The organism is Paenibacillus sp. BK720 (assembly GCF_011761545.1).
Lineage (GTDB): Bacteria > Bacillota > Bacilli > Paenibacillales > Paenibacillaceae > Pristimantibacillus.
In genome coordinates, this window is the sequence record NZ_JAASRQ010000005.1 from 497,586 (window position 1) to 520,978 (window position 23,393).

Annotated in this window: 18 protein-coding genes; 11 read left to right on the forward strand and 7 right to left on the reverse strand. The window is 54.5% G+C overall.

What is annotated here, in order from left to right; all coding sequences use genetic code 11:
• The first annotated feature begins 105 nt into the window (after positions 1-105).
• A complete protein-coding gene (locus FHT67_RS21225) occupies positions 106-897 on the forward strand; it encodes a helix-turn-helix domain-containing protein (RefSeq protein ID WP_243711748.1) in 792 nt (263 codons plus the stop codon).
• Here FHT67_RS21225 and FHT67_RS21230 read toward each other — a convergent pair.
• Positions 881-1,546: a helix-turn-helix transcriptional regulator gene (locus FHT67_RS21230; RefSeq protein ID WP_132310601.1), complete on the reverse strand. Its 666-nt coding sequence runs from the start codon at positions 1,544-1,546 to the stop codon at positions 881-883. The two genes, FHT67_RS21225 and FHT67_RS21230, sit on opposite strands and share 17 nt — an antisense overlap.
• A gap of 259 nt (positions 1,547-1,805) precedes the next feature.
• Here FHT67_RS21230 and FHT67_RS21235 point away from each other — a divergent pair, with 259 nt between their 5' ends.
• Positions 1,806-2,105 carry a DUF6171 family protein gene (locus tag FHT67_RS21235; RefSeq protein WP_132310599.1) on the forward strand — a complete coding sequence of 100 codons (300 nt, stop codon included), beginning with the start codon at positions 1,806-1,808 and terminating at the stop codon, positions 2,103-2,105.
• 41 nt (positions 2,106-2,146) lie between these two features.
• The gene (locus FHT67_RS21240) at positions 2,147-3,625 is read left to right on the forward strand and encodes an alpha-N-arabinofuranosidase (RefSeq protein WP_132310597.1); all 1,479 of its coding nucleotides are present in this window, start codon (positions 2,147-2,149) and stop codon (positions 3,623-3,625) included.
• A gap of 466 nt (positions 3,626-4,091) precedes the next feature.
• On the opposite strand, the gene FHT67_RS21245 is transcribed toward FHT67_RS21240, so the two are convergent.
• Both FHT67_RS21245 and FHT67_RS21250 read right to left on the reverse strand, forming a co-directional pair.
• On the reverse strand, positions 4,092-5,249 hold the full coding sequence (locus FHT67_RS21245; protein WP_167201240.1) for a Gfo/Idh/MocA family protein: 1,158 nt from the start codon (positions 5,247-5,249) through the stop codon (positions 4,092-4,094).
• 13 nt (positions 5,250-5,262) lie between these two features.
• The gene (locus FHT67_RS21250) at positions 5,263-6,336 is read right to left on the reverse strand and encodes a Gfo/Idh/MocA family protein (RefSeq protein ID WP_132310593.1); all 1,074 of its coding nucleotides are present in this window, start codon (positions 6,334-6,336) and stop codon (positions 5,263-5,265) included.
• A 122-nt stretch (positions 6,337-6,458) separates the two neighbouring features.
• On the opposite strand from FHT67_RS21250, the gene FHT67_RS21255 reads away from it, so the two are divergent.
• The 3 genes from FHT67_RS21255 (at position 6,459) to FHT67_RS21265 (ending at position 14,807) form a co-directional block, all read left to right on the forward strand.
• Positions 6,459-7,298, forward strand: coding sequence for an AraC family transcriptional regulator (locus FHT67_RS21255; protein ID WP_167201241.1), 840 nt, complete (start codon positions 6,459-6,461; stop codon positions 7,296-7,298).
• Between the two features lie 15 nt (positions 7,299-7,313).
• Positions 7,314-7,868, forward strand: coding sequence for a GNAT family N-acetyltransferase (locus FHT67_RS21260; protein ID WP_132310589.1), 555 nt, complete (start codon positions 7,314-7,316; stop codon positions 7,866-7,868).
• A gap of 462 nt (positions 7,869-8,330) precedes the next feature.
• Positions 8,331-14,807 (forward strand): alpha-amylase family glycosyl hydrolase, encoded by a 6,477-nt coding sequence (locus FHT67_RS21265; RefSeq protein WP_132310587.1) that lies wholly within the window; start codon positions 8,331-8,333, stop codon positions 14,805-14,807.
• 113 nt (positions 14,808-14,920) lie between these two features.
• On the opposite strand, the gene FHT67_RS21270 is transcribed toward FHT67_RS21265, so the two are convergent.
• A complete protein-coding gene (locus FHT67_RS21270) occupies positions 14,921-15,817 on the reverse strand; it encodes a LysR family transcriptional regulator (RefSeq protein WP_167201242.1) in 897 nt (298 codons plus the stop codon).
• Between the two features lie 130 nt (positions 15,818-15,947).
• Between FHT67_RS21270 and FHT67_RS21275 the strand changes: the two genes are divergently transcribed.
• Positions 15,948-16,619, forward strand: a complete 672-nt coding sequence (locus FHT67_RS21275) for an O-methyltransferase (protein ID WP_132310583.1) — start codon at positions 15,948-15,950, stop codon at positions 16,617-16,619.
• A 77-nt stretch (positions 16,620-16,696) separates the two neighbouring features.
• A complete protein-coding gene (locus FHT67_RS21280; protein WP_132310581.1) occupies positions 16,697-17,689 on the forward strand; it encodes an NADPH:quinone oxidoreductase family protein in 993 nt (330 codons plus the stop codon).
• A 73-nt stretch (positions 17,690-17,762) separates the two neighbouring features.
• Here the strand turns inward: FHT67_RS21280 and msrA are convergent, their stop codons facing one another.
• From msrA to FHT67_RS21295, 3 genes are all read right to left on the reverse strand, one after another.
• Positions 17,763-18,284 (reverse strand): peptide-methionine (S)-S-oxide reductase MsrA, encoded by a 522-nt coding sequence (gene msrA / locus FHT67_RS21285; RefSeq protein WP_132310579.1) that lies wholly within the window; start codon positions 18,282-18,284, stop codon positions 17,763-17,765.
• Between the two features lie 150 nt (positions 18,285-18,434).
• Entirely contained in the window at positions 18,435-19,100 is a 666-nt protein-coding gene (locus tag FHT67_RS21290) for an ABC transporter ATP-binding protein (RefSeq protein WP_132310577.1), read from the reverse strand.
• A 136-nt stretch (positions 19,101-19,236) separates the two neighbouring features.
• On the reverse strand, positions 19,237-19,986 hold the full coding sequence (locus tag FHT67_RS21295) for a YheC/YheD family protein (RefSeq protein ID WP_132310575.1): 750 nt from the start codon (positions 19,984-19,986) through the stop codon (positions 19,237-19,239).
• Between the two features lie 152 nt (positions 19,987-20,138).
• Between FHT67_RS21295 and FHT67_RS21300 the strand changes: the two genes are divergently transcribed.
• The 3 genes from FHT67_RS21300 to sbnB are packed head-to-tail and all read left to right on the forward strand — an operon-like array spanning position 20,139 to position 23,367.
• Positions 20,139-21,404 carry a phenylacetate--CoA ligase family protein gene (locus FHT67_RS21300; RefSeq protein WP_167201243.1) on the forward strand — a complete coding sequence of 422 codons (1,266 nt, stop codon included), beginning with the start codon at positions 20,139-20,141 and terminating at the stop codon, positions 21,402-21,404.
• Positions 21,401-22,402 (forward strand): 2,3-diaminopropionate biosynthesis protein SbnA, encoded by a 1,002-nt coding sequence (gene sbnA, locus FHT67_RS21305; protein WP_167201244.1) that lies wholly within the window; start codon positions 21,401-21,403, stop codon positions 22,400-22,402. The genes FHT67_RS21300 and sbnA overlap by 4 nt, the downstream gene beginning before the upstream one ends.
• The gene (gene sbnB, locus FHT67_RS21310) at positions 22,399-23,367 is read left to right on the forward strand and encodes a 2,3-diaminopropionate biosynthesis protein SbnB (RefSeq protein WP_167201245.1); all 969 of its coding nucleotides are present in this window, start codon (positions 22,399-22,401) and stop codon (positions 23,365-23,367) included. Before sbnA ends, sbnB begins: the two co-directional genes overlap by 4 nt.
• Positions 23,368-23,393: the final 26 nt, after the last annotated feature.

A 23,393-nucleotide genomic window follows, 5' to 3' on the forward strand; every position in this document is an offset into this window, starting at 1 on the left:
GGAGAAGTCGCGATTATGCTCAATACTGCATGGATTCTGCTATTATGCTGGACGAATGGAATGTGGCGCGGTACCCTTAGGATAAGGAATCGGAGCGGGGTGGAAATGATGGAGAAGGAATCGAAGAACGGCGTCGTGACGGGACATTTTCTGGAGAACGAGTCCTATTGCATGGTACGGCCTGCCGGAAGAGAGGACTGGCTGCTCGTCTATACGCTGGAGGGTCAGGGATTTTTCCGGACGCCGGCGGGAGAAAAATTATGCAAGGCAGGGGAATTGGTACTGCTCCGCAAAAGGATTCCTCATACGTATGGAACCTTAAAAGGAGATACGTGGAACTTTCTGTGGGTGCATTTCAACCGGCTCCCGGAGCTGTCCCTGCTGCCGGATGAAGAGGTGCTGCTCTGTCCGCTGCCCTCCAGCGAGCTGCAGCGAAGGGTGCTCCGCATCTTCCGGTCGCTGCTGCATGACTCGAGGGCGCAGCGCGGATTCTGGGAGGAGCTATGCGATAATCAGCTGAGTGCTTTAATTCTGCTGATGGCCGGACAGCTTGCGGACAAGCTGGATTACCGCGTCAGCCAGGTGATGCGGATTTTATCCGCGCAGATGCAGGAGCCGTTATCCGTTAACGAGCTGGCCGCACGGGTAGGATTGTCCGCTTCGCGGCTGTCCCATCTTTTCAAATCCGAGACCGGCCGCTCCATTGTGGACACGCTAAACAATATGCGTCTCGAACAGGCGGTTCTGCTTATGCTGCAGGCTGGCCGGACGGCCGGGGAAGCAGCCTTTGACGTCGGCTTCCAGAGCTATAACCATTTTGCCGCCTTGTTCCGCAGGCGGTATGGCTGCGGTCCGGCGGAGTACAAGCGCAAGGCGGAATCTATACCCGAGCCTTGAATTGGCTTGGCGTCAGGCCGACGAATTTCTTGAACTGCCGCATGAAGTGCGTCTCATGCTCGTACCCGCAGCTTGTCGCGATAGCGGTTACGGAGAGCGTGCTGTTCTTGAGCAGGTATTTGGCGAGCTCCAGCCTGCCGTTAATCATATCGGTAACGACGGAGCAGCCGAAAATATCCTTATAGAGATGCTGGAAGTAGGACTTGCTCAGATGCACGCGGTCAGCCAGCATCTCTACCGTGACATGGCTTTGCGGCGAGTTATACAGCTCGTCCCGCAGCTCCGAGAACTGCCGGATATATCGCCCCGGCCGCTCGGGATGCTGGGATAGCTCATGCAGATTGCTCAGCTTCATCAGAAGCGCCCGAATATCCGTATCCAGAATGTGATCCCTCAAATGCCCGCCTTGCTTCTGAACCCGATGGAGCTCCATAATGCTTCTCGAGATGAGCATGGGATCAACGGCGGGGACAGGAGTATCCAGCGGAAAGTTTAGTTCGGCAAGCAAACCCTTCAGCTCTTCCCCCCGGCAATGAAACCAGTCGTTTACGAACGGCAGCTCAAACTGCGCATAGGAATGCGGCGTATCCGGCTGGAACAGGATAAACGAATCGCTGTCCACCAGAATACGCAAGCCACGTATGATCACCTCGGACTTCTTCTTGAACAAAACAAACGCGTAATCCCCCGAACCATTCGGCCGGATAATCGAAATCCCGTGAGGATGGACAAACCGGTAGCCGCAGCTGTCTAATCGGATGATCGTCAGCAGCTCCTTTCTTCAAAAAAGCACGATAGGTCAGTTTTTTCTCATTATAGTGAATTGTAGGCGCTTTCTCAATCCCATACAATCTTTCTTATAGAGTTATTTATTATCGTCCTATGCGCGGGTGGGAGCTGAAGAAAGCATGACAATCACAGAATCCGTCAGTAAAAGGGAACGGGACGGCTGCAAGGGCTGTTCGGCCGATGTCAGAGTGACGGACGAGCAGATTCAGCGCCTGATCTCCAAGATCAAATCCGATGCCTGCGTAACGGACGAGCTGTACGCGAAGCGGCTCGCCGCATGCGAAGGCTGCGCAAGCATGGCGTACGATACGACCTGCATGCATTGCGGCTGTCTCGTACGGGTGCGAGCAAAGCTAAAGGATAAAGGATGCCCGCATCCGCAGCAGGCGGTCCGGGCGTTATGGGAAGCAAACCACTAACGGCTGTTTGTGCAATTATTCTTTTTGGGAGGCGTTATTGAATGAACAAAGCGGTAGTCCATGCAGACTGGTCAATCGGCACGATTAACAAGAACATCTATGGCCATTTCGCCGAGCATCTTGGCAGATGCATTTATGAAGGCTTGTGGGTAGGGGAAGATTCCGAAATTCCGAATACGGACGGCATCCGCAACGACGTTATCGAAGCGCTGCGCAAGCTGAAGGTGCCGGTTCTGCGCTGGCCGGGCGGCTGTTTTGCCGATGAGTATCACTGGAAAGACGGCATTGGTCCCCGCGAGACGCGCAAGAGAATGGTCAATACCCACTGGGGCGGCGTAGTGGAAAATAACCATTTCGGCACGCACGAATTCTTCCGCTTATGCGAGCTGATTGGCGCCGAGCCTTATATCTGCGGCAACGTGGGCAGCGGCTCGATTCAGGAAATGTCCGAATGGATGGAGTACATGACGTTCGACGGCGATTCCCCGATGGCGAATCTGCGCCGCCAGAACGGCAGGGAAGAGCCTTGGAAGCTGAAGTATTTTGGCGTGGGCAACGAGAACTGGGGCTGCGGCGGCGAGATGCTTCCGGAGCATTACGCGGATCTGTACCGCAACTTCCAGACTTACGTCCGTCAATACGGCGATAACAAGCTGTACAAAATCGCCGGCGGCGCAAGCTCCGACGATTACCGCTGGACCGACGTGCTGATGAACAAAGCGGAGCGCTTCATGAGCGGTCTGAGCCTGCATCACTACACGGTTCCGGGCGTATGGGCCGACAAAGGCTCCGCCACGGAATTCGACGAGAACGACTGGTTCGTGACCATGAAGAAAGCCGAATACATGGACGAGCTGCTTACCCGTCACAGCACGGTCATGGACCGCTACGACCCGAACAAACGCGTTGGCTTGATCGTTGACGAGTGGGGCACTTGGTTCAACGTGGAGCCGGGCACCAATCCGGGCTTCCTGTACCAGCAAAACACGATGCGCGACGCGCTGGTTGCGGCGATCAACCTGCATATTTTCCATAAGCATTGCGAGCGCGTACAGATGACCAACATTGCCCAAATGGTTAACGTTCTGCAAGCGGTTGTTCTGACTGAGGGCGACAAAATCCTGCTTACGCCTACTTACCATGTGCTTGAAATGTACAATGTCCATCAGGATGCCGAAGCGCTGGCGATTCATGGCCAATTCGGCAAAGTGAATGCCGACGGCAAAGAGCTGGACCAAGTTGGCGTTACCGCGTCCAAGAAGGATGGCGTCATCCATGTCAGCCTGTACAACCTGCACCCGTCCGAGCAATCGGAGATCAGCCTTGAGCTCCGCGGCGCCGAAGGCAGCTTCAACTGCACGGGCAAGCTGCTTGCAGCGGATGCGATTCAAGCGCATAACACCTTCGAGGAACCGTCGAAGGTGAGCGTAAAGCCATTCTATGAAGCGAAGATCGAGGACGGCAAATTGAGCCTTAATCTGCCTGCCGCATCGGTAGTTACGCTGCGTCTGGAGCAATAAAAGATCAGAGCCGGTAAGTCCCTTTTGCGGGGCTTATCGGCTTTGTTTTTGTTGGATCACAGAGGGGCGAGGCTTAACGCTTCCTATGTTGGATTCCCTCCAGTGTTTCCATTACATGTACCATGGTTTCTACACTGGATTCATCCCGTGTTTACTCCATTTAGGGGTTACTTGGCAGAGGGGAGCTCATTATGGTGCATTTAACCCAGCATAGATAGGGAACAAGCAGCGAACATCGATCAAACCAGGCGTTTGCGGAAGCTTAAGGCAGTAGAATTAGCCGACGTTGAACAGGTTAAGGTCCATTAGGGACCTTAACGTCCGGAACAAGTAACGTCGGGTGATTGAAGGAGCATAAGACCCAGGCGGGCTCTTATTTACCAGTGCGAGTGTCGAAACTGGCCTGTTACAGGTGCCCGAAAATGAAATAAGACCCCCATAGGGTCTTATTCCTCAACCTCTTCGGCTATCCTTTCAAATTGCTGCCCGTCGTAATCGCACGGTCCTTGAAGTTCTCGACCGAGGCGCTTTTTTCGTAGAAATGCGGGACGTTGTCCCGAATGCCCTGCCGAGTATAGAACGGATCGTCGGCAGCCAGCGGGAAAGTAACCTTTTCCCCGGTGGTGGCGGATTTGTAAATGCCTACAATCAGCTCCAGCGTCGCGCGGCCGCTATGGCCGTCAATTAACAACGATTCCCCGCGCTCGATCGCGGACAACACATTATCGATCTGCCCGGCATGCCCCTCATAGGCAACCTCCGGAAGGCTGTCGTAATAGGCCTGGATCTCGGCAGAAAGGGCCGTATTTGGAGTCGGGAAGCCGTTATCCATCGAGCTGGATGCAACAAGCTTCCATGGCGCGGAGATACGCGCGGCTTTGCCTTGGAAAATAAGCTGCTGCTCCTCGCCGTGGTGGACGACGGAGCTCGTAATTTGGCCAAGGCCGCCGCCGGCGAACTTCAGCATCGCAATCGACAGATCCTCCACCTCCGCATTATCATGCGAGGTATTGCTCATGAACGCCTGCAGCTCGGTTGGCCGGCCCATCATCCAGAGCAGCGCGTCGATATGGTGAACCGCATGGTTCAGCGTGCAGCCGCCGCCTTCCTTCTCCCATGTGCCGCGCCACCAGAGGTCATAGTAGCAATGGCCGCGCCACCAGAAGGAATCGACCTGCGAGTGGACAACCGGGCCGATCAACCCGCTGTCGAGCACTCCCTTAAGCTTCATCATTGGCGTGCGGAAGCGGTTCTGGGCTACGATCGATAAGAGCTTACCGCTTTCCTCCGCGGCCCGGTTCATCGCGTCGCACTCTTCGAGCGAGGAGGCCATCGGCTTTTCGACCAGCACATGCTTGCCCGCGCGGAGGAAGTCGACCGCAATCTCGGCATGCGTGTAAGGCGGCGTGCAGACGGAGACCAGATCGATGTCCTGGCCGAGGAGCTCCTTGTAATCGCTGTACGCCTTCGCCTCCGTAAGTCCGCATTGGGCAATGCGGCTCTCGGCTTTGTCTGCGTAAATATCCGTGACCGCAACAATCTTGCATCTGTCCGAAAACTTCTGATAGGCGTCGATATGGGCTCTACTGATAGCCCCGGATCCAATAATGGCGATTTTCAGCATTTTATCATCTCTCCTATTCCATGCGAACCGCAAGATTTTGGGCTAATACGCTAAGCTCGGCAACCTTGAAGGCATGTTCCTGGGTCATGGCGTTTTCCGTACGGTGGATGCAGTCAAGAATAAGCTGGCCGAAGAAGGGATAGCCAACTTGCCCTCTTACCGAAAAATGAAACTCTCCCTCATGGTTGGCCATATAAACCTGATCGCCTTCGGGATTCTTGGCAAGATCGACGTATTTGCGCACTTCAATGTAACCGTCGGTGCCAAGAATAAGCGTCCGGCCGTCTCCCCACGTGCTCAGCCCGTTAGGGGTCAGCCAGTCCACCCGGAAGTATGCCGCAGCGCCGTTGTCGCCCGTCAGCATCACGTCGCCATAGTCTTCCAGCTCCGGATAGTCCTTGTGATGGTAGTTGGCGATCCGGGACTGCACGACCTGCGCATCCTTTGCTCCCGTATAAGACAGAAACTGCTCGATTTGATGGCTGCCGATATCGCAAATAATGCCGCCGTACTTCTCCCGCTCGAAGAACCATTTCGGTCTGGCCTTCGCATTCGTGCGATGAGGTCCCCAGCCCATGACCTGCACAACCCGTCCGATCGCTCCTTGCTCGATTAATTGGCCAGCGAATAAGGCTCCTTCGTTATGAAGCCTTTCTCCGTAATAGACCATATATTTGCGCCCGGTCTCGGCAGATACCCGTTTGGCGTCTTCCAGCTGCTCCAAGGTGGTCAAGGGCGCCTTGTCCGTAAAATAATCCTTGCCCGCCTGCATGACCCGAAGGCCAAGCGCGCAGCGTTCGGAAGTTATGGCCGCCGAAGCAACGAGCTGTATGCGGGAATCCGCGAAAATCTCCTCTTCCGAAGCGGCTGCTTTTACATGCGGATACCGCTCCACGAATCTGGCAACCTTCTCCGGGTCCGGATCGTACACGTATGCAAGCTCGCCGCCTGCTTCGATCAATCCGTTGCACATGCCGTAGACATGCCCGTGATCCAGCGCGATTGCCGCAAATTGAAATTCCCCGGGCGCAACAACAGGATTTGGTTTTCCCTGCGGCGCATAGTTCATGCCGTCTGATTTACTCAAGCCAGTCACATCTCCTTAAGTGGAATTGCTTCTAGAATATATGGAAAATGAGATGCTTTGTCGTTTGATTTTGCGGTAAAATGTTTATATCTTGCGGTTATCTTGAAAGGGCGGGAGAACGGATGGTTCAGGCAAAAAGATGGTTCGAATACGAGTACCGCAGAACGTCGAGAGACTACTTCCGCGAGGTGTTCCATGCCCACTCCCAGATGGAGCTTACGTATGTCCATGAGGGCCGCGGGCTGCTCATTATTGACGGGGTATCCTATTCGATTGAGCCTAATGTGCTGCTTGTGTTTCCGCCGTTCCAGATGCACCGCATTCAGATTCAGGTGACGGAGAAGGAGCCATTTATCCGCAGCGTGCTGCTGTTCGAGCCGGCGATGCTGCACGGTTATCTGAACGATTTTCCAAGTTTAAAAAGCTTCTTCCAACGGCTGATGCTGCAGCAGGCGAATGTCCATCCGGTGAATGCAATGCCGGAGAACGAGCCGTTTGCGGCTTTGCTCAGGCAGTTCAGCGTAACGATGGGCGGCAAGAGAGAGGCGGATTTCGAGGAAAACATGGGCGTCTTTCTGCTCAGCCTTGTGCATCAGCTGAAGCAAAGCCCGGAAGGCGAATCCGCTTTTCTCAAGAAGCATAACCATCATGTAGAAGAAATCATCGGATGGATTGAGGAGCATTACACGGAGCCGTTCCGGCTGGAGGAGCTGGCGGGCGAGCTTCATTTGTCGCCATACCATGTTGCCCATCTGTTCAAGGAATCGACCGGCACAACCATTGTCGCTTATACCCAAGCCACCCGAATCCGGCATGCCTGCTCGCTGCTTCGCAAGACAACGCTGCCTTTATCGGAAGTCGGTTATCGGGTAGGGATCGCGAATCCTTCGTATTTCAGCAAAATTTTCCGCCAGATCATGGGCGTCGCGCCGCTCACGTATAGACAGCATCTGATCAAATAAGGATGAGGTGAAGGGATGATTCTTTTTCAAAGCAAAGAGATTGGTCTCCGTACATTGGAGCTTGAAGACGCGGGGCTGCTGGTCCGCTGGCTCAGCGATCCGGTGGTGCTGGAATATTACGAGGGCAGGGACAGGCCGCTTGACGCCGAGCAGGTCCGGAAGCATTTTTACGAGGAACGGGAAGAGATTATTCCTTGCATTATTCAATATAACGGCAACGACATCGGCTATCTTCAATTCTACGAGATTCAGGAAGAGGAAAGGGACATTTACGGATTCCCGGAGGACGAGGGCGCAGTTTACGGCATGGACCAATTTATCGGCGAGTACCGTTATTGGAACAAGGGGATTGGCACGGAGCTGATCAGAGAAACGGTGCGTTATTTGATCAAGGAGCGGGGAGCGCGGAGGATCGCCATGGATCCGCAGGCCTGGAATGCAAGAGCGTTAAGAGTGTATGAGAAGAGCGGTTTCAAGAAAACGAAGCTGCTGGAGAAGCATGAGTGGCATGAGGGAGAATACCGGGATTGCTGGCTGATCGTATACGACGCCGACGCGGCAGATGCTTAAGGCGTCATGCCGCCCATACCACATACCATCCATATCGCCAATAAGGCCCATATGCATTTCCTTTCAATAGTCCAAAATGCGCAAACGGTTGCTCAAATTTTTAATGCTCCTGTCGAAAAGTAAATTTCTTCTAACCCCCATTGACTGTAAAGCGTTTTCATAATAGGATGAAGATAATTCTTACAAGCTTATAAATGCCTAATTTAAGGGCAATGCTTTCCGGTTTAAGAACAAAACCGGAACAACCCCGCTATCTCTTCTAACCCAAGGGATAGCTTTTTTTATCTGAATATAAGCAAGTATAGGGTTTTTTCTATCCTGTATGCTTATATTTCGTTCGCGAAACGTCCGCTGCGATCTCCAAGGATCGTGCAGCCGTGTAGACTTGGAAGGAAAGGAGCTTTTTGCGTCTTGTTGTGCAATCGTTTGCTCAATCATTAAACCGGGGAGGATTTCGTGCATATGATAAAGCATGTAAGGAGCGGAAAACAGATAAGAATATGGTCGCTGCTGCTGGCGGTCATGATGGTTATTCAGGTGGTGGGGCTGGTGCCCAAGCAGGTTCAAGCAAGCGCTGCCAGCGAAACGTATTCGGAGGCTGGCGCGATTCATTTCGTTTTGCCGAAATCGTCGGTCAGCATAACGGCCAAAGGCGATTTCAACAGCTGGGGCGATCCGGCCGTAACGCTGACCGATGAGGACGGGGACGGTACTTACACGGCTGAAGTAACGGGGGATGCGCCTAGCAAGGCTTATGGCTACAAGTTCTTAGTGAACGGCAACTGGCTGGATAATCCGAATCTGAACGTTTCTTCGGACGAGAACAGCAAGATTCATCTAAGCTATACGCCGCATTTCAAGGTGGCGGGAAGCTTTGATACGAATGCTTTTGCCGATCAGCATGAGATGGTGCTGAGTGAAGGCAATTATACGTTTGCGGCTGAATCGCTGGCGGACGGGACTTATACGTATAAATTTATTTCGGAGGCCGAGGGCCTTCCAAGCATTTGGTTCCAGGATCCTACGAATCCGGAAACGTCGAACGGAAACAGCAAAATCCTCGTTGGCGAACCAACGCCGGATGCTCCGACTGCGGACGTATTCGTCAACCAACCGGGCGGCAGCAGCAAATGGGTGGTCGTCGGCTCCTTCCAAGGGTGGAATAACGCTTCGGCCGATACGCTCATGAGCCATCTCGTTGGCGAATTTTATGCCTACTCAACCGTGCTGGACCCGGGCCATTACGAGTTCAAGCTGGTCCGTCAGGGAACTTGGGACGGCTATTCGGATAACGGCAATAACTTCGCTTTTGACCTGGCGGCTCAGTCGAAGGTGAATTTTTACGTCAATGACGAGCTTGGTCAGGTCCGGATCAGCGTGCCGGGAGCAAGCGGCATTCCGCAATATACGCCGGTTCTTGGCGCGGCAGAATGGCCGCGGCTTGTCGGCGATATTCAGACGCAATTCGGGGAAGACGCTTGGGCGCCTGATCAGGCGAAGCAGCTGTTTGTCGATTACAACTTCGACGGATCGGTCTATAAGCTGCAGCGCGCGCTGCCGGCAGGCCGTTACGAGATGAAGGTTGTGCAGGGCGACAATTGGTCGGCCAATAATTACGGTACGGGCAATGACAATTTTATTTTGACGACACTGGATCCAGCCGATGTTACGTTCAGCACCGTGCTTGCGGAGCGGACGATCGTGACGAATTACAAGCCGGCGGACAGCCAGTTTGACGGGATGATCAAGCGCGACAAGCTGCTCTTCGATTCCCGGTCGGTTACTTACAAGAAGCCGTTTGGCGCGATAAAAGAAGGCGTCGAGGACGTGACGCTCCGCATGGCGACGGAAGCGGGCGATGCGCAGGTGGTCCGCGTGGAGCTGAGCAATCCCGAAGGGCTTGCTTCGGCATTTGATATGCATAAGGCGACTACATTTGACGACAAGGATTACTGGGAGGTTACGATCCCGGGCTCGACTTTCAAGGGCATCGGGGTATGGGGCTACAAATTTATCCTGATCGACGGAACGGCGAAGGTGGAATACGGTGACGACGGTTCGCGCGGCGGTACCGGCACTACGGCGGACGAAGGCGTGCTGCCTTACGATCTGACCGTTTACGATAAGGATTTCACGACGCCGGATTGGATGAAAAATGCCGTTGTGTATCAGATCTTCCCTGACCGCTTCTATGACGGCAACAAGGAGAACAACCGGGCGAAGACGGAAGACGGCTACCGCGGTCCCGCAGAAGGGGATAACGCAACGGCCGGCGTGACTTCGAAGGGCGGTTATCAGCTGCAATATTTTGACGGCGGAGTGGCCAATGATCCAACGCCGGATCAGGTGGAAGGAACATGGTCGACCCCGCCGGAAAATCCGGACCGGATATCGCCGGAGCAGAAGCCTTATTTCCCGGATGCGAAATCCGATGGCGTATGGACTAACGAGTTTTACGGCGGCGATATCCAAGGGGCTTCGCAGAAGCTTGACTACCTGAAGTCGATCGGCGTAAACGTCATCTACTTCAACCCGGTGGCCTGGGCCGGCTCGAATCATAAGTACGATGCGACGGACTACGAGCATTTAGATCCGATGTTTGGCGAGCCGGTATACAATACGCCTGGCGATCCAACCTCCGGGCTCAATTACGAAGCGACAAGGGCAGCTTCCGACCGCATTTTTACCGAGTTTGCGAAAAAGGCCCATGAGATGGGAATCAAGCTGATTGTTGACGGCGTGTTTAACCATGTCGGCGACGACTCGATTTATTTTGACCGCTATGAGAAGTATCCGGAAATCGGTGCTTACGAGTTCTGGGCGAAGGTATACGACATGGTGAATGACGAGGGCTTGGCGCTTGATGCAGCGAAACAGCAGGTCATTGACTCCTTTACCGCTCAGATCAACCCGGCTACGGGCAAGCATTACGCGTATCCGGAGGATTTTGATTTTACAACCTGGTTTACGGTATCCAATGAAAAAGTAGACGGCCATTACAAATACGAAGGCTGGTGGGGCTACGATTCCTTGCCTGTCATTGATGCGCCGACGCCTGCCGCCGGCGATACGGAAGGCCTTCCGGGCAATCATGAATGGAACGTAAAGGGCTACCGCGATCTCGTAATCGGCCATAATCTGTCGGGCAAAACGGATGAAGAAGCTTCCGCCATGATGCAGAAGGCGAACTCGCAGCGCTGGGGCTGGCTGGGGGCTAACGGGTGGCGGCTCGACGTAGCGCCGGACGTATCCGCTGGCACTTGGCAAAAGTTCCGCGAAGCGGTGAAGTCGACGGAAGGCCGCAAGGACAGTAACGGCGAGACGATTCCGGAACCGGTCATTCTTGGCGAGGAGTGGGGCGTAGCAACGCGGTTCCTGCTTGGGGACCAGTTCGATTCGGTGATGAACTACCGCTTCCGCGGCGCGCTGCAAAGCTTTATTCTGAGCGGCAACGCCCAGCAGTTCAACGATGCGCTGGAGTCAATCCGGGAGGATTACCCGGCCGAGGCTTGGGAAGTGATGCTCAACCTTGTCGACTCGCACGATACGATCCGGTCGATTACGAAATACGATAAGCCGGAGTGGGAAGAGGAGCATTTGGCGATTGCGCCGGAGGCTTCGGACAAAGCGCTTCAAATGCAGGCGCTGACGGCGATTTTCCAAATGGGTTATCCGGGCGCGCCAACGATTTATTACGGGGATGAGGTAGGTCTTGCCGGTACAAAGGATCCCGACTCCCGCCGCGCCTTCCCTTGGGAGCGCGTATCGGAATCCGGTGGAGAGTATACCGGGGTTGGGAAATATGCGTCTTTGTTCAATACGTATAAGAAGGCAGGCACCGTGCGCGACAACAATGAAGTGTTCCGCACCGGAGAGCTGAAGACGGCTTACAATACGGGCGATGTCATTGCCTATGCACGGAAAACGGGCAGCCAAGGCGGCCTTGTTGTCGTGAACCGGGGCTCCTCGGATGTGAGTATTCAGGCGGATGTGGCAGGCTTCCTGCCGGAAGGCCTGACGCTTGAGGATCAGCTTGGCAGCGAAGCGGTAGCAACGGTTACGGGCGGTAAAGTATCTTTGACCGTAAAAGCGATGACTGGTCTTATGATGACGTCGACCTCCGAGCTCGTTCAAGTTCCGCAAGTAACGAATGTGCATGCGGCTGGCGGCAATGGGCAAGTGGATTTAACATGGGATGCGGTAGCCGGTGCTTCCGGTTATAACGTATACCGCGCGGCGATTGAAGGCGGGCAGCTGCAGCTGGCCGGAGAGCCGTCGGATGCAAGCTGGACCGATACCCATGTCGTGAACGGCAAGAAATATTACTACACGGTGACAGCCGTGACGGAAGCCGGGGAAAGCCCGCTCAGCGAGTATGGCTCGGCAACGCCGTCGTTCCCGGTCAGCAGCGTTGAAGTGACAAAGCAATCGCAGGAAGTAACGCTTGGCGTTGGCCATAAGACTTCCGACATTGAAGTAACGATTGCTATCCCTGGTCTGACGGACAACGCGGCTCTTGCCGGCAAAGAAGCGCCAAACGTCATTGGACGTCTTGCATTCTATAAAGACGACGCGGGCAAAGCGACGGCCGAAGATACGAAGCTTCGCTATAAGTCCGATACGGAAGACGGCAGGAAAGTATACTGGGCCGCATTCGAACCGACGGAAGCCGGCACGTACCTTTATTTTGCAAGGGTATCCACGGATAACGGCGAGTCGTATGCCGAATCGGCTGAGGAAGCGGTGCCGGTTCAGGCGGACGGCTCGGATACGGAAGCTCCGAAGGCTCCCGTGCTTGCGGAGATTGCGGTGGAGTCCAACCGCGTTCTGCTGAACTGGACGGAGGATGCCGAAGAAACAACGGTTGATCATTACGAGATTTTCCGCAAGACCGCGGATTCCGGATTTGTGAAGATTGCTTCGGCTGCCAAAACAGCCGTGTCCTACGCGGACTTTACGGTCAGCAACGACAAGGCTTATACGTACAAAGTGGCTGCGGTAGACAGCGCGTATAACCGGGCGTTCTCGGGCGAGCAATCGGTAACGCCAAAGCTTGTTATGGTCGATGTAAAGCTCCGCGTTCATTTGCCTAGCTATACGCCGGTTCAGGACGATATTTACTTGGCGGGCGATCTGAACGGCTGGAATTCGGCGGGCAACAAGCTGACCGTGCCAAGCGGCGCCACAACTCGCGATGTAGTCGAATACAGCTTCAAAATGATGGCGGGCAAGTCGATTCAGTACAAATATACCCGCGGCACCTGGGCGACGGAGGCCTTCACCTCGCATGCCCGCCTGGCAAGCGATACCGTGGATGCCGGCAACTATGCTTACTCCTCGACGGATACGAATATGAGGCTGACGATCAAGAACCAGGGCGGCAATACGATGGTCGTCGACGATTACGTCCTGCGTTGGGTTGATATGCCTATGATCTTGACAATGCCGCGTATCTCTTACGGCGAGAATATTTCGTATGATACGGATGAAGAGTCGTTTACGCTGCGTGCCAATGTGCCGTATGGCGTGGACTTTACGATTAACGATCAGCCGTTGGCGGACGGAGCGATGGATGCTTACGGCAGCGTGTATGCACCAAATCTTCCGCTTCAACCGGGTGAGAACCGCTTTGTGCTTCACATTGAGCCAAGCGCGGATACGCTGGCACAGGAATGGTACACGGATAAGGGCCGCGCTTCGCAAGCGACCAAAACGATCGAGCTTGTCATTACAAGAGACGGCGGCGATAGTGGTAACGGCAACGGCAATGGAAACGGCAGCGGAAGCAGCGGCGGCGGAGTGACGCCGGGCAGCTCTTCGGTGACGGTAACCGAGCAGCAGCTGAAGGATGCGGTGAAGCAAGCCGGCGACAGCAAAGTGACCGTTGCGGTTGACGGGAAAACGGAAGTGCTCCTGCCGGCGGGGGCTGCTGAGCTGTTGGGCGGCAAGCCGCTGGAGCTGAAGCAGGGAGATTTGACGCTGCTTATTCCAAGCGCGATGCTGCAAGAGCTGGCGAAGAAAGCGGGTGGCTCTGCGTTGAGCGCTGCTTCGCATATTGTCCTGCTGCTTAAGCCGCTTGATGCTGCGGCGGAGCAGGATTTGCTGAACAAGGCTGCTGCGGCAGATGGTACGGAGTTAAACCCGGCTTCCGCCGTAGTTGAGTTCCGCCTAGCGCTAGTGGACGGCAATGGCAAGGAATCGGCCGTGTTAAGCAAGTTTGACGAGCCGCTTAAGCTGGCGTTTAAGCTGGATAGCGAAGCTAATAAGAAGCTGACCGGTATTTATTACGTAGCGGATAACGGCAAGCTGGAATATGTCGGCGGAACGTTAAATGAAGACGGTACAATGACGGCAGAGATTCAGCACTTCTCCACATACGCGGCATTGGAATACTCGAAATCATTCGGGGATGTACCTTTGACGCATTGGGCTTGGGGGATGATCAGGGTGCTGGCATCCAAGCATGTTGTAACAGGCGTAACGGCTGACCGGTTTGACCCGGAACGCAGCGTGACCCGTGCCGAATTTGCCGCGCTGCTTGTTCGGGCAATGAGCCTGAAGGCTGCCAAGCCAGCCGGATTCGCGGATGCAGCAGCCGGCAGCTGGTATGCCGACAGCGTTGCAGCGGCGGCAGAAGCGGGCATTATCAAAGGGCGTACCGCTACAACCTTTGCGCCAAACGCCGTCGTTACGCGCGAAGAGATGGCCGTTATGCTCTTGCGCGCGTACGAGGTAAAGAGCGGCAAGAAACTGGAAGGCGGCGCGGAAGGCAATGCCTTCACCGATTCCGCCGCTATCCATGACTGGGCGAAGACGTCCGTTGAGGCAGCCGTTAAGCTTGGCTTCATCAATGGCAAGGGCCAAGGCCAATTCGACCCGCAAGGCTACACTACCCGCGCCGAAAGCGCGAAGGTGATCTACAAGCTGCTAGGCTTGTAGAAGACGGAAAAGCGAACAGGCGAAAAAGCTGTCCTCTTGCGGGGCAGCTTTTTTGCGTCTTGCAGGCGAATAAGAGGAAAAAACCGAGTTGCGGCAGATCCGTATGCAAGGTGCTATCTCACATACGGATTTTTCCGGATCATCTGTACCAAGTTCGTCGCCGAGGCGGGGAGCGGCTCGTTTCTGCGGGTACAGATGGCGATGGTGTTCTTGAGGTGGATTCCCTCGACATAGACGCGGGCGAGCTCGCCGCGTTCGACGTAGTCGCGGACGACGAGGGAGGAGACAAAGTTGGCACCGTAGCCTGCGATTACGGCAGTAATCGCTTCGTGCAGTCCGTTAAATTGCAGGGAGATGGTCGGAACGGCCGAATTGTAGGTGCGGCATAGGGACAGCAGACGTTCCCTTGTGGAGCTGCCTTCCTCGCGCATGACAAACGGCTCCTTCATCATCTCAGGCAGCGTGACCTGCTGATTGGCATACGGGTGGCCGGGCGCGACAACAAACCATAATTCATCCTGGAATAGCTCTTCCGTCTGAATCGTGTCCGGATAATGCTCGGCCATTCCGCCAAATATGGCGATATCCGCTTCGACGTTCAGGAGCTGCCGTAAGGCCCCGCTGGAGTTGGTTGTCGTGATATTCATCTCGACCTGCTCGAATTGCTGCTTGAACTTGGCGATCCAGGCGGGGATAAGGAAATGGGCAGGCAAATAGGTAGCCGCAAGCCGGATGCTGCCGATAGTGCCGCTGCGGTAGTTCATGGCAAATTGCTCGATCTGCTGCTCCACGGCAAATAGTCTTTTTGCGAGCACGGCAAGCTCCTCGCCGGCATCGGTTAACGCGATTCCTCTGCCTTGAGGCTTGAAGAGCGTAAGCATCAGCTCTTTCTCGAACTTCTTGATCTGGGCCGTAATCGCTGGCTGGCTGATGTTCAGCAGCTCCGATGCGCGGGTTACGCTCCCCGCTGCGGCAATCGTATGAAACAAACGCAAGGCATGCAAATTCAAAACGTGGCCCCTCCCAATTAATTATATATAAAATTTATAAGTCGAAGAAAAACATATATTATTCTTATCATTATAACTCGCTTACTATGGAAGCAGAAAGTCATCTTAAAGCGAGGAGAAGTGATTGACAATGAGTACATTGCACACTTGGGAAAAAGTTGATGCCTACCTGACGGAGCGCCTCATCCAGCAGGATTCTATCCTGGATCGGGTGCTGGCGAACAACAAACAAGCCGATCTGCCTGCCATCGATGTGGCGCCGAATCAAGGGAAGCTGCTCAACCTTTATGCGAGGATGATTGGCGCGGAGCGGATATTGGAGATTGGAACGCTTGGCGGCTACAGTACGATCTGGATGGCAAGAGCGCTGCCGGAGCACGGGAAGCTAATCACATTGGAGCTGGATCCCCATCATGCGTCGGTCGCCGGTCATAATATCGCATTAGCCGGACTTAGCCAAAAAGTAGAGATAAGAGTCGGAGAAGCGCTGGAGCAATTGGAAAAGCTGGAGGAGGAAGGGACGGCGGCTTTTGATCTCATCTTTATCGATGCCGACAAGCCCAATAATCCCCATTATCTTCAATGGGCGCTGCGCTTCTCCCGTCCCGGCACGGTTATCCTTGCCGACAATATCGTTCGGAAGGGTGAGGTAACGAACAGACACAGCACGGATCCGCGGGTGCAAGGCGTGCGTAAATTCATCGATCTGCTGGCCGAAGAACCGCGTATAACAGCAACGGCTGTCCAGACGGTTGGAGTCAAGGGCTATGACGGCTTTGCGATGGGAATCGTTAAGAGCTAATTAACCTGGCCCAACTTGGATGTGCCTCTCTCTTTCGGCTACAATAGAAGAAACGAAATCGAAGGAGCGGATGCAGAGTGGATCACTTCCGAGCTTTAGTAGCGGATCACATGGGGGAGGAAGCCCCAAAGCTAGCGATTAAAAATCTGACAACCGCCGACCTGCCTGAAGGCGAAGTAACCGTTCGGGTCGCTTACTCCAGCGTGAACTATAAAGACGGGATGGTTGGGATATGGGGCCGAATGATCCAAAGCTATCCGCATATTCCGGGCATTGACCTCTCGGGCTTCGTAACCGAATCGACGGATCCGCGCTATAAACCGGGGGATGAGGTCATCGTAACGAGCTATGGTCTTGGCGTTACGCATCACGGCGGATACAGCGAGCTGGCACGGGTTCCCGCTAGCTGGGTTGTGCCGCTGCCGCCCGGACTAACTCTCAGGGAAGCGATGATCCTGGGAACGGCGGGCTTTACGGCGGGGTTATCCGTACAACGGCTCGAGGATAACGGTCTAACGCCGGATAAAGGCCCGGTCGTCGTTGCCGGCGCAAGCGGCGGGGTAGGCAGCGTTGCCGTCAACATCCTTGCCAAACGCGGTTACGAGGTAACGGCGAGCACCGGCAGGTTAAGCGAAGAAAACTATTTGAAGGCGCTTGGCGCCGCGCGTGTCATTCACCGGGATGAGCTGACGGAAACGGAACGCAAACCGATCCGGCGTCCGCTCTGGGCGGCTGCGGTTGATCCGGTTGGAGGGAAAACACTCTCCTACCTGCTGAGCACGCTCCAATACGGCGGATCCGTTGCCACAAGCGGATTAACTGGGGGCGTGGAGGTCGAGACCTCCGTTTATCCGTTTATCCTTAGAGGGGTGAACTGGCTTGGCATCGATTCGGTGGAATGTCCGATGGAGCTGCGCAGCCGGGTATGGGAGCGCCTCGCCACGGATCTGAAGCCAACGATGCTAAGCAACACGATCGTAAACGAAATCCAGCTGGAGCAGCTGCCGGAGGAGCTTGCCCTTATTCTGCAAGGTCAAGTGCGCGGCCGGACAATCGTAAAGCTTGGATGATAACAAAACCCGCCTGGCTAGCCGTATTAACCATAACGGCAGGCCAAGCGGTTTTTTTTGCGAAAGACAACGATTATTTCCAGTTCCGCTCGATAAACTCGTCGCGGCCGGACTGGGCGCGGTCTTCCTTGTAATGCTTCGGATTCTTCTTATGGTAATCCTGATGATAATCCTCTGCCGGATAGAACGTCTCCGCCTCCCGGATCTCCGTCACAATCGGCTTGTCGAAGCGTCCGGATAACGCCAGCGCCTGCTTGGAAGCCAGCGCGAGCTCCTTCTGCTCCTCGTTATAATAAAAGATGGCGGTACGGTATTGGCTCCCGCGGTCCTGGAATTGTCCTTCGTCATCGGTTGGATCGATCTGCGGCCAGAACAGCTCAAGCAGGCGTTCATAAGGGAATACCGCCGGATCGAATGTAATCTGGACCACCTCGAGATGTCCGGTTGTCCCTTTTTTAACCTCTTCATAAGTCGGATTGGCCAAATGGCCTCCCATATAACCGGATACGATTCCGTGAATGCCGGGAAGCTCCTCAAACGGCGTAACCATACACCAGAAGCATCCTCCGGCAAAAGCTGCATGCGTAAGCGACATTTTGCATAACCCTTTCTTTTCTTGCGTAGACTGGCCTTCTTTATTCCTAAAAGTAACTTGTCCGGCGCAAGAAGTCAATTTCGCCAGCCCCAAGCGCTAATAAGCCTCATAACCCTCCTAATACTGCCGGAAAGCGATGAGGCTTAAGACTTAAGCGATAGCTCCGTCTCTAATATATAAGACTCGGTCCGCGTACGATGCCACCGACTGGTCATGGGTGATGAGAATAATGGTGCGGCCTTCGGCATGCAGCTTGGCTAACAGTGCCATGATCTCTTTTCCCGTATGAGAATCGAGTGCACCCGTAGGTTCATCCGCCAGCAGTATCGAAGGATTTGTTGCAAGCGCTCTCGCAATCGAAACTCTTTGCTGCTGGCCCCCCGACAATTCCGCCGGCCGGTGATGCAGATGTCCGCTCAGCCCAACCGATTCGAGCGTATCGAGCACCGCTTTTTTCCTCTGATGCCCGGGAACTCCCCGGTAAATTAACGGCAGTTCTACATTGTCGTAGGCCGACAAGGTTGGGATCAGATTATAATTTTGAAAAATAAACCCGATTCGCCTGTTCCGCACATCCGCCAGTTGATTATCGTTCATTGCCGATACCCGTCTGCCCTCCAGCATATAAGTGCCGCTGTCGGCAGTGTCCAGGCAGCCCATGATATTCATGAGCGTAGATTTACCGGAGCCGGACGGCCCTTGAATAGCAACAAACTCGCCTTCCTGTACTTCCAGCGAAATATGCTGCAGGGCCGTGTAACGCTGCCCGCCCATGCGGTAATGCTTCGTAATCTGCTCCATTTGAACGATGGACATCCCGTTGAACCCTCCTCGTAAGCATTGGCTTAAGAAATGGCAAGCCATTCTTGTTTCGTAAGCGTCGACCTACTATAGAAGTTATTCAAAAAGCTTGTTCAAAATATCAGAGTGAATAAGTTTTTCCTTGTAACGCCTAAGTTCTGCGGGCATTCAGCTTGCGCAAATGGTGAATGCGGTTGTACATGGTGCGCGTCGGGAGCTTCTTGAAAGGGATAGCTTCCGGGGTTGTATTGACTTCGAGAATCCAGGGGTGCAGCTGCTGGTCCAGCGCAATGTCGAAGCCCAGCTCGTTCAAGAAGGGATACCTGGCCTTGAGCATATGCGCGCTTTCGATGCACAAGCTGTTCAGCTGCGAAGTTACCTTGCGAACAAGCTCCGCTCCGCCATGGGCAGCAATAACCGATCTAAAGGTGTATACATCCGCGCCTTGCGCCCCGTTGGTTACGGCCATGCCTTGTTGGGCAACCCGGGCAAGCATGCCGGTAATCTGCCATCGCCCGTACTCATTCAGCTGCACTTCGACCCGAAGGTCGTAGATCCGGCCCTTGAACCTCGACAAATGAATACCGCGTTGAATGATGTACTTGGTGCCCCGGATTTTGTTCGTCAAGGAAGCGACAAGCTGCGCCCAGGTCAGGTTGCTTCTCTTTTTTGCTCCGAGCTGATAGGAATAGGTGCCGTTCTTATGCTCTACCCGCATAACTCCGTCACCATGAGAACCGGCATTTGGCTTGACATAGACCATTTGATAGAGCTGCAGCATCCTTTTCAAAGAGCTTGCGTTAAATAGGAGTGTATGGGGAACATGACTTCGGGTTGAAGCTTTTTGGTTAAGAACAATGGTTTTGGCCCATTTGTTATATACGCCTCTTCTTTTACTCATAGGATCGCAATCTTCCTCCGTCTTTCTGACATGATTGTCTTACAGAGTTAAGATATGCTAGCCCTTTCTGCCGCGAGTGGGCTTAATGCGGGGCGATTCTCTTTTGGGGCGCATAGGATGGTAGAATGATCGACCGAAATGGAGGATGCTTCATGCCTATTTCTATGGAAAATTTGCCCTCTCTCTTCGTCAAATGGGAGGAAGTGAGACAGCTGTATCCTTGGTACAAAGAGATGACCGGGGAGTATGCAAGCTTTAATTGGGAGGAGGTTCCGCTTCTCACGCAGGAGAGATTGCTGCCCTATTACGAGAGTGATGAGAGTGCCGTTCCGCAAGATTGGAATGTCTACCGGACTTCGGGAACAAGCGGCGGTAAAAGAAAAGCGATCTATTATGACGCGAACGACGAGAATGGATACATTCAGTATAAAAAAGAGATGTTTGCGGAGCTGCTCAAAGGCTATCAGGTTTCGCGGGCATTAAGCGATATGGGGACGGGGCACGCGGAGGCAACGGCGGTGCAAATATTCGAGGAGCTCGGTCTTGCATGCGAGTCGGTTCCTTTTGGCCTGCCTGCAGCGGCACACCTGGTCCGTATTGCGGAATATCGGCCGGATGTGCTGTATACGATGCCTTCCTTGCTAGACGGAATGCTTCGGGTTGCCCCTCCGGACTTTGACTGGGGCGTGCAATGCGTCATTCTGGTCGGAGAGCCGGCACCTCCCGCGTGGCGTCAGCGTGTTGCGGAACGTCTAGGCATTACCGAGCAGGATGTCATGGACACGCTGGGCAGCATCGAGATCGGGACGATTGCTTATTACGACCGATCGATCGGACGGTATGTCGTTATGGATGGCATTATAGCCGAGGGTGTGGAGCCTGCGGAGGCAGGCCTTTCCGATATCGAGCTTCCTGCCGGAGAGCAGCTGCTCGTGTTGACCTCGCTTGTGCGGCGGCGTTTCCCGGCGCTTCGTTTCGTCACTTACGACGTTGTTCGGGATTTAAAGGTAGAGGAGCGGAACGGCAAGCTGATTACCACTTTTGAAGCCATTGTGAAGCGGGTTGGGCCGGAATTGAAGCATGGGGAAAAAATCAGCATTTACGACATCGAAAATGCGATCTTCAAGCATGTCCGGCAAGCCGTTGTGAAGGTGCTTGTGAACGGCAATAGGCTGCAGGTCAACATTACGACTGCTGATGATTTGGATGAAGAAGCGCGAACTGCGGTTCGCGACGAGCTGCATAGCACCATTCCCGCGATTGGCGCGATGATTCGCGGCGGCCTGCTGGAACAGATGGATGTATGGTTTCTTAGTGATAGTACGGACACCGCTTCGCCCGAGGGAACGGGAAAGAAGCCGATTAAGCAGAAAAAGCTGTTTGTGCAGCAGAGCAGCGAAGGAAGGGATCGTGGATGAGCGTTTACGACAATGTGGCGTCCATGATTGGCAATACCCCCATGGTGAAGCTTGGCAGGCTATTTGGGCATGCCGATTTTCAGGTATACGCGAAGCTGGAGATGCATAATCCAGGCGGAAGCGTAAAGGACCGTCCGGCAAAGGCGATGCTGGAGGCGGCGTTAAAGGATGGCCGGATTAAGCCCGGCTCCGTTATCGTGGAGTCCAGCTCGGGCAATCTGGCGGTAGGGCTTGCGCAGCTATGCAACACGATGGGCTTCAAGTTTATTTGCGTGGTGGATCCCAAAACAACGGAGGCGAATCTTCGCGTGCTCCGGGCCTACGGCGCACGAATCGATCTGGTCGAAAAGCCTGATCCGGAGACCGGAGAGTTCGTTCCGGCAAGGCTTGCGCGGGTTCGCCGCTGGCTGAAACGGCTGCCGGATGCTTTTTGGCCGAATCAGTATGGCAACAAAAATAATGCCTTGTCCCATCAACAGACGACGATGGCGGAGATGGCCGCCGATCTTCCTAAGCTGGATTATTTGTTCTGCGGCGTTAGTACCTGCGGAACGATCCGGGGCTGCGTGGACTACATCCGGGAAAACGGGCTGCAGACGAAGGTCATTGCGGTAGATGCGGAAGGCAGTATTATTTTTGGCGGGGAGAAGGGAAAGGTTACGCGTCTGCTGCCCGGACTTGGGGCCGGCATTAAGCCGGGGCTTTGTCCGGACGAAGGCATTCATGAGGTTGTTCGCGTGAACGACCGCGACTGCATCGCCGGCTGCCGGAAGCTGATTCGCATGGAGTCCATACTGGCAGGAGGCTCCTCTGGAGGCGTGATAGCGGCCGTTGAAAAATATAGTCCGTTCATCGAGCCCGGCTCAACCTGCGCGGTGCTGCTGCCGGACCGGGGAGAACGCTATTTGAATACCGTTTATGACGATACGTGGGTATCGCGGATGTTCGGCGCCGGTTTTGCGTCCGGTCTTTACAAGCAAGGAGGAAACAAGGAATGATTTATTTGAACGAACGGGATATTGAAGGGATCGGCATTGACTGGCCGGCATTAGCCGGGCTTATTGGAGAGGCGGTTGCTGCTTACGCAGCCGGCGAGTGCGCGCAGCCGATCAAGCCTTATCTGAAATACGGCGATGAGCGCAACCGGATCATTGCGATGCCCGCTTTCGTCAGCCGGCCGGTGAGGGCTGCCGGGCTGAAGTGGATTGCCAGCTTTCCCGGCAATATCGAGAACGGGCTGCCTAGGGCAAACAGCGTTACGATTCTGAATGACCCGGATACGGGCATTCCCGTTGCTATGGTGCAGGGCAGCCTTATTAGCGCTATCCGGACGGCAGCGGTAAGCGGTGCTTTGCTGCGCAAGCTGGTTGCCGATCGCAAGCAGCCGCTGCGAGTAGGGCTGATTGGCATGGGGCCCATCGGGCGCATGCATGTGCATATGTTAAACGGTCTTCTTGGCGGCCGGATCAGCGGCATTTCCGTTTTTGACCGTCGGGACGTTGAAGTAAAGGAATGGCTAAACGGAGTGCCGGCTGTTATTCCGGTCGTGAAAGCAGCTTCCTGGCAGGAGGCTTACCGCGGAGCGGACGTCGTGTTTACTTGCACGGCTGCGCCGGAGCGCTATATTGATGAACCTGCCAAGCCGGATGCGATTCTGATGCACGTCTCGCTTCGGGACTATCAATTGGAGGCATTGGCTAACGTGGGCACGATCATCGTCGACAGCTGGGAGGAGATTTGCCGGGCGGATACGGATACGGAGCGCCTGCATGTGCATGCGGGTCTGCAGGCAGATGACACGCTGACGCTGGCCGATGCGCTGACGCTTCCACCGGAGCAAATCATTCGGCCTTCGGGACCAACGTTATTTACGCCAATGGGACTTGCGATCTTTGATGTCGCCGTAGCCGCGCATTACGCCGCGGCTGCGGAGCGGCTAGGCGTAGGCTTGAGATTGGAGTAGAAAGAACGAGGGCTGTTCCGGTTGGT

What these genes read in the sequence shown, in the direction of transcription:
- FHT67_RS21225 (WP_243711748.1), top strand. Translation starts at nt 106, where the DNA reads ATGATGGAGAAGGAATCGAAGAACGGCGTCGTGACGGGACATTTTCTG.
- FHT67_RS21255 (WP_167201241.1), top strand. Translation starts at nt 6,459, where the DNA reads ATGGTTCAGGCAAAAAGATGGTTCGAATACGAGTACCGCAGAACGTCG.
- FHT67_RS21260 (WP_132310589.1), top strand. Translation starts at nt 7,314, where the DNA reads ATGATTCTTTTTCAAAGCAAAGAGATTGGTCTCCGTACATTGGAGCTT.
- FHT67_RS21265 (WP_132310587.1), top strand. Translation starts at nt 8,331, where the DNA reads ATGATAAAGCATGTAAGGAGCGGAAAACAGATAAGAATATGGTCGCTG.
- FHT67_RS21275 (WP_132310583.1), top strand. Translation starts at nt 15,948, where the DNA reads ATGAGTACATTGCACACTTGGGAAAAAGTTGATGCCTACCTGACGGAG.
- FHT67_RS21295 (WP_132310575.1), bottom strand. Translation starts at nt 19,986, where the DNA reads ATGAGTAAAAGAAGAGGCGTATATAACAAATGGGCCAAAACCATTGTT.
- FHT67_RS21245 (WP_167201240.1), bottom strand. Translation starts at nt 5,249, where the DNA reads ATGCTGAAAATCGCCATTATTGGATCCGGGGCTATCAGTAGAGCCCAT.
- sbnB (WP_167201245.1), top strand. Translation starts at nt 22,399, where the DNA reads ATGATTTATTTGAACGAACGGGATATTGAAGGGATCGGCATTGACTGG.
- FHT67_RS21240 (WP_132310597.1), top strand. Translation starts at nt 2,147, where the DNA reads ATGAACAAAGCGGTAGTCCATGCAGACTGGTCAATCGGCACGATTAAC.
- sbnA (WP_167201244.1), top strand. Translation starts at nt 21,401, where the DNA reads ATGAGCGTTTACGACAATGTGGCGTCCATGATTGGCAATACCCCCATG.
- FHT67_RS21235 (WP_132310599.1), top strand. Translation starts at nt 1,806, where the DNA reads ATGACAATCACAGAATCCGTCAGTAAAAGGGAACGGGACGGCTGCAAG.
- FHT67_RS21300 (WP_167201243.1), top strand. Translation starts at nt 20,139, where the DNA reads ATGCCTATTTCTATGGAAAATTTGCCCTCTCTCTTCGTCAAATGGGAG.
- FHT67_RS21290 (WP_132310577.1), bottom strand. Translation starts at nt 19,100, where the DNA reads ATGTCCATCGTTCAAATGGAGCAGATTACGAAGCATTACCGCATGGGC.
- msrA (WP_132310579.1), bottom strand. Translation starts at nt 18,284, where the DNA reads ATGTCGCTTACGCATGCAGCTTTTGCCGGAGGATGCTTCTGGTGTATG.